Source organism: Peptidiphaga sp. (assembly GCF_057238965.1).
Window position 1 is genome coordinate 1 of the sequence record NZ_DBHHEV010000124.1, and the last position, 5,258, is coordinate 5,258.

Sequence of the window (5,258 nt, forward strand, 5' to 3'; positions counted from 1 at the left end):
CCCGACGATGAGAACCGTCGAATCGGCCAACCCGCGGGCGTCCTCGCGCTGCCACAGGCGGCGGCCCTGATTGCGGACCGCGTCGGGAAGCTTGCGCAGCACGGCGATGATCGAGCCGACGGCGAGCTCCGCCGTCGCCGTCTCGTGGACGCCCGCCGCGTTGGCGACCAGGAACCCTTTGGGAACGGCCTGTTCGACGCCGTCGTACCCAATTGACGGCAATTGGACGAGCGCCGGCTTGTTTCCCGCCAGATGCCTCAATGAGGAGAAGGGCTTGTAGGCCGGAACGACGACCATGTCGAGGTCCGTGCGCCCGCAGGGGGCGTCTATCGTCCACTCGACGACGTCGACGGCGAGCCCGTCAAGCGCCTTCGCGTACGCTCGGGAAGGGACGGAGACGACGATTTTTGCCATGCGTCCAATGGTACGCGAGGTCAGTCGTCGTCATCCTCGTCATCGTCGTCGTGCCAGTGACGGTGGCCGTGATGTCCATGGTGTCCGCGGCGCCCTTCGACCCAGCAGCGCCCCCGCCTGTCGCACCGCCAGCGTCCATAGTGGCGAGAGGCGTCATCATCATCGTCGTCATCGTCGTCGCTCGGCTGCTGCGTCGCCGGCGGCTTCGGAGTGTGCTTTATGCGTCTGGGCGGATTGGGGTAGATCCGAAAGGGCCCCAACGTGCGCGGCGTGACGCGCGTCGGCGAAGGCTGCGGCTGAGCCGGCTGAGGTTGGGCGGGTTGCGGCGACGCCGCGGGAGGCTGCGTCGCTTGGGGCGCGGGGGCGGGGCCGCTCTGGCCGTTGGGTCCGTTCGGCTGCGCGGCGTCCGGCGTTTGAGCGGCGGCCCGCGGGCTTTCTGCGGGCTTGCGGGCGGCCGAGCGGTCCAAGGCTTCGTTGGCCTCTGCCGTCGCGTTCGAAGTGGGCAACGACAAGGAGCCCGAGCCTTCCCGCGGCAACGGCGGCTCCGAGGAGGGCGACGGCGCAGGCGAAGGACTCGAAGGACGCGGCGAATGGGCGGACGCCCGGGACGTCGGCGAAGCGCTGGCGGCCGGAGACTCGGAGCGGTCCCATCCCGGGCATCCGCTGAGCATGCCGACTGCCACGCCTATCGCACAGGCGCTTGTGAACGGCCTGAAGAAAGGCGTCCTTTTGGGAGCGGGTGCTGCGTGTGCACCAGCCGTTTTTCCTACGGTCACATGGCTGATATTACATCGGTCAGCCGTTTGACCGCCGTGAGGCGATTGTCAGCGGGTCTTGATACCCATTTCGTCGCAAGGGCTGCAGGTGCATGCGTTTGCCGGGCCAACGCTTGATGAGCCACTCGTCGTGGGTCGCCACGACGAGCGTGCCGTCCCACGCAGCCATCGCGTTTTCGAGCGTCTCGATGAAATCGAGGTCGAGGAAATTCGTCGGCTCGTCGATGAGCAGGATTCGCGGATTGCGCGCGACGGCGAGGGCCAGTTGGACTCTCCTCCGGTTTCCCGCAGAAAGCAGCGGGAACGGAGTGGCCGTGCAGCGCGGTTGGACGATCCCCCTGCCCAGTTCGCGAATGCCGCGCGTCCGGGCGTCGGAGGGCACGAGGCCGAGGGCGTCGTTTGGCGCGGCGCCGGGCGCCGCGGGGGAGGCTTTCGCTTCCGGCGCGGGATGTTCGGGAAGGTCTTGAGGAACGTATGCGCGGCCTTTTGCCGTGTCGACGCTGCCGGTCGAATCCGGCGTCGGCGGGGCTCCCGCGGCGATCCATCTCAGCAGAGTGCTCTTCCCGGAGCCGTTCGCGCCGGTCAGGAGCAGACGCTCACCGGCGGAGAGCTCGAAGCTGACCGATGCGAGCCTGCCGGGCACAGCCGCCTCGCGAACCGACACGAGGATCCCGCTTGACGGCCCGGCTGGCGGAATGGCGAAGGAGAGGGCGGATGCGCGCGGTTTCGCCACCTCGACGCGGCCCAGATCCTCCAGCCGCCGCGCGTCGTCGTTGATTCGCCTGCTTGAAACCTTCTGGGCGCGATCGGCGTAGAACTTTTGAGCCATTCTGACTTCGGTCCGAGGCCTGGCGCCCTTGTGGCCGATAGACGTCGAAGCGCGCGCGTGGGCTTCGATTCGCCGTTTTTCGGCTCGCTGGCTTTCGTAGACCTCGACGTGGGCGGCCCGTGCGCGCCGCTTTTCGGCGAGGTAGTCGGAGTACCCTCCGCCGCTTCGATGGATTCCGCCGCGGAGCTCGCCGCCGTCGGCGCGGGCGAGGGCCTGCCACACCGCGACGTCGAGGTCGAGCGTCCCGGTGGCGACGTCGTCGATGAATGCCCGGTCGTGGCTCGTGAAAAGCACGGGCCCGGCCCACGAACGCATCGTGGCGGAGAGGAATGCTCGGGCCTCGGAGTCGAGGTGGTTTGTCGGTTCGTCGAGGACGAGCGCGGGAGGCCGCACCATGAGCGTCTGAGCCAGGGCCAGGCGCGCACGCTGGCCGGGGGAGAGGGAGTCGAGCGGGCGGTCCCTCGAGACGCCGCCGAGGCCGAGCCCCGCCAGAGTCGCGCCTATTCTGCTCTCGAGCGTCCACACGTCGAAGGCCTCCATTTCCGCCGCGAGGCGGTCGTATTCCTCGGCCACGGCGGACGTGAGGCCTTCGGGCGCTTCGGACATGCGCGCTGTCAGCCTTTCGAAGCGTTCGCGCAGGCCGAGGGGACGGCGCAGGGCAGAATCGAGGGAGTCGCCGACCGTGGCGGAGCGTTCCGAATCGCCCGCGCCGACGTGAAGCGCGGCGTCGGAGCCCGGGTGCGCAAAGCCGCGAAGGCCGACGTCGAACCCGCCCGACGTCGACGACGCAGAAAACGCGGGGGCCTCGACCTTCCCGGAGTCGGGCTCCAGCTCGCAGGCCGCCAGGCGCAGCAGAGTGGTCTTGCCCGCGCCGTTCGGGCCGACGACGCAAAGGCGTTCGCCGCCCGCGCACACGAAAGAAACGTCGGTCAGCAGCGGCTCGGACGTGAAAGAAAAATAGGCATGGGAAAAAGATATGACTGACAAGAGAAACACCGATCGTTGTAAAACGGGTAAGGGACGCGGTCTCTCGTTGTCAGCTTGCCATGCGGCCATCGTATACGCGGAGCCTCGGAGACGGCAAGCGGGATTTCGCTTTATGTAAGGATTTCCTTGCGTAAATGAGGAGGTTCCCTTAGGGTTGTCGAAGGCAACGACGTCGAACAGCGATGTCCGGCCGGCAAACAGTTTCAAAAGACCTGTAAACACCCCCAAAGGAGAGGCCAATATGGTCAAACGTCAGTTCCCGAAGCCCAGCGAGATTTTCGATCTGCTGCATTTCAAAACTCCGACACTGAACGCGAAGAAACGTCGGCTCGACAAGTCCCTCACCGTGTGGGACTTGCGGAAGATCGCCAAGCGTCGCACGCCGAAGGCCGCCTTCGACTACACGGACGGGGCGGCCGAAGGCGAGTTCTCGCTCAGGCGCGCCCGCCGCGCCTTCCAGGACATTGAGTTCCATCCGGACATCCTGCATCCGGCCGAGGACGTCGACACCTCGTGCGAGATCCTCGGCGGGCCGTCGTCGATGCCCTTCGGCATAGCCCCCACGGGCTTCACGCGGCTCATGCAGACCGAGGGCGAAATCGCCGGAGCGGGCGCGGCGGGAGCGGCCGGCATCCCCTTCACGCTCTCGACGCTGGGAACGACGTCGATCGAGGACGTCAAAGCCGCCAATCCCCGCGGCAGGAACTGGTTCCAGCTCTACGTCATGCGCAAGCGGGAGATCTCCTACGCGCTCGTCGAGCGCGCCAAGAAGGCGGGATTCGACACGCTGATGTTCACCGTCGACACTCCGGTGGCCGGCGCGCGCCTTCGGGACAAGCGCAACGGCTTCTCCATCCCGCCCCAGATCACTTTGAAGACGGTGCTCGACGCCGTCCCCCGCCCGTGGTGGTGGTTCGATTTCCTGACGACGCCCAAGCTCGAATTCGCCTCCCTGAAGTCGACGGGAGGAACCGTGGGCGAGCTGCTCGACAGCGCCATGGACCCGACGATCAGCCACGACGACCTCGCCGTGATTCGAAGCATGTGGGACGGGAAGATCGTCATCAAGGGAGTGCAGACCGTCGCCGACGCGAAGAGGCTCGCCGACGCCGGAGTGGACGGCGTCCTGCTGTCGAACCACGGCGGCCGCCAGCTTGACCGGGCCCCCGTTCCCTTCCACCTGCTGCCGCACGTGGTCCGCGAGGTCGGCAAGGACACGGCCGTGATGGTGGACACCGGCATCATGAACGGCGCGGACATCGTCGCCTCGGTGGCCCTAGGCGCCGATTTTGCGCTCATCGGGCGCGCCTACCTGTACGGGCTCATGGCGGGCGGCCGCGCGGGAGTCGATCGCACGATCGCCATTTTGCGCGACGAGCTCGTCCGCACGATGAAGCTGCTGGGAGTCTCCTCGATCACGGAGCTGGAGCCCCGCCACATCACCCAGCTCACGCGCTATGTGCCGGTTCCCAAACTGGCCCAGCACGTGGCGGAGAGCGTCGGCTGAGCATAGCTCGGCGCGCCCAGGCGGCGTTCCCCGAACGGCCGCGTCTGGGTTTGCCGCCCGGCAAAGCTCGGTGTGGCGCGTGCGGCGCCCGGCAGGCACACATCCTGCCGGGCGCCGCCGTTTCGCACTCGCCGCCCTCAGGGTTTTAGAATGAACTTGCAATAACCTTGAGGGAAGCGAGGAAGCAATGATTCGCAACGTCCACGAACGCGTCGTCGATGCGCCGATTGAGCGGCTGGGCGCCTTGCTCGACGGGCTGGGCCAAAAGGGCGACCGCCTCTGGCCTTCGCAAAACTGGCCGCCCATGGTGCTGGACCGACCGGTCTCCGAAGGCGGCGCCGGAGGCCACGGGGCCATCCGCTATCACGTGGCCGAGTACGAGCCCGGCGCGAGGGTCCGTTTCGCCTTCGAACCCGCCACGGGCATCGACGGCGCGCACGAGCTGAGCCTCGATGAGCTCTCAGACGGCCGCTGCCGCATGAGGCACGTACTCGTCGGGCGCGCCCGCGGCCGCATGCGGCCGCTCTTTTCTTTGGCGGTGGAGCCTCTTCACGACGCCGTCGTCGAGGACATGTTCGACAACGCCGAACGCGAGGCGACGGGAACGCTCGCCCGCCCAGCGAAATGGTCTCTGCGGGTGCGCCTGCTCCGGCGGCTCTTCCGCGAAGGAAAGCTGGCGGCGGGCAACAAGTAGGGGAGGCGGCCGGCGAAGCGGGCTATTTGCGCGAGGCGAATTGCGCGATCG

5 protein-coding genes and 1 pseudogene are annotated in these 5,258 nt (G+C 67.3%); 3 read left to right on the plus strand and 3 right to left on the minus strand.

Annotated features, from left to right (window positions below):
• Window positions 1-414: Rossmann-fold NAD(P)-binding domain-containing protein (locus ACO48X_RS10645; RefSeq protein ID WP_485002061.1), on the minus strand; the 414-nt coding region annotated here is incomplete at its 3' end.
• Window positions 415-888: 474 nt separating this feature from the next.
• On the opposite strand from ACO48X_RS10645, the gene ACO48X_RS10650 reads away from it, so the two are divergent.
• Window positions 889-1,221: a hypothetical protein gene (locus ACO48X_RS10650; RefSeq protein ID WP_485002062.1), complete on the plus strand. Its 333-nt coding sequence runs from the start codon at window positions 889-891 to the stop codon at window positions 1,219-1,221.
• On the opposite strand, the gene ACO48X_RS10655 is transcribed toward ACO48X_RS10650, so the two are convergent.
• Together ACO48X_RS10655 and ACO48X_RS10660 are read right to left on the minus strand one after the other, a co-directional pair.
• On the minus strand, window positions 1,210-2,625 hold the full coding sequence (locus ACO48X_RS10655) for an ATP-binding cassette domain-containing protein (RefSeq protein WP_485002065.1): 1,416 nt from the start codon (window positions 2,623-2,625) through the stop codon (window positions 1,210-1,212). The genes ACO48X_RS10650 and ACO48X_RS10655 overlap by 12 nt on opposite strands.
• A 210-nt stretch (window positions 2,626-2,835) precedes the next feature.
• Window positions 2,836-3,075 (minus strand): annotated as a pseudogene (locus ACO48X_RS10660) (ATP-binding cassette domain-containing protein); the annotation flags it as partial.
• Between the two features lie 172 nt (window positions 3,076-3,247).
• Between ACO48X_RS10660 and ACO48X_RS10665 the strand changes: the two are divergent.
• A complete protein-coding gene (locus ACO48X_RS10665) occupies window positions 3,248-4,513 on the plus strand; it encodes an alpha-hydroxy acid oxidase (protein ID WP_485002063.1) in 1,266 nt (421 codons plus the stop codon).
• A 187-nt stretch (window positions 4,514-4,700) separates the two neighbouring features.
• On the plus strand, window positions 4,701-5,207 hold the full coding sequence (locus tag ACO48X_RS10670) for an SRPBCC family protein (RefSeq protein ID WP_485002064.1): 507 nt from the start codon (window positions 4,701-4,703) through the stop codon (window positions 5,205-5,207).
• Window positions 5,208-5,258 lie beyond the last annotated feature (51 nt).

What these genes read in the sequence shown, in the direction of transcription:
- ACO48X_RS10655 (WP_485002065.1), bottom strand. Translation starts at nt 2,625, where the DNA reads ATGTCCGAAGCGCCCGAAGGCCTCACGTCCGCCGTGGCCGAGGAATAC.
- ACO48X_RS10670 (WP_485002064.1), top strand. Translation starts at nt 4,701, where the DNA reads ATGATTCGCAACGTCCACGAACGCGTCGTCGATGCGCCGATTGAGCGG.
- ACO48X_RS10665 (WP_485002063.1), top strand. Translation starts at nt 3,248, where the DNA reads ATGGTCAAACGTCAGTTCCCGAAGCCCAGCGAGATTTTCGATCTGCTG.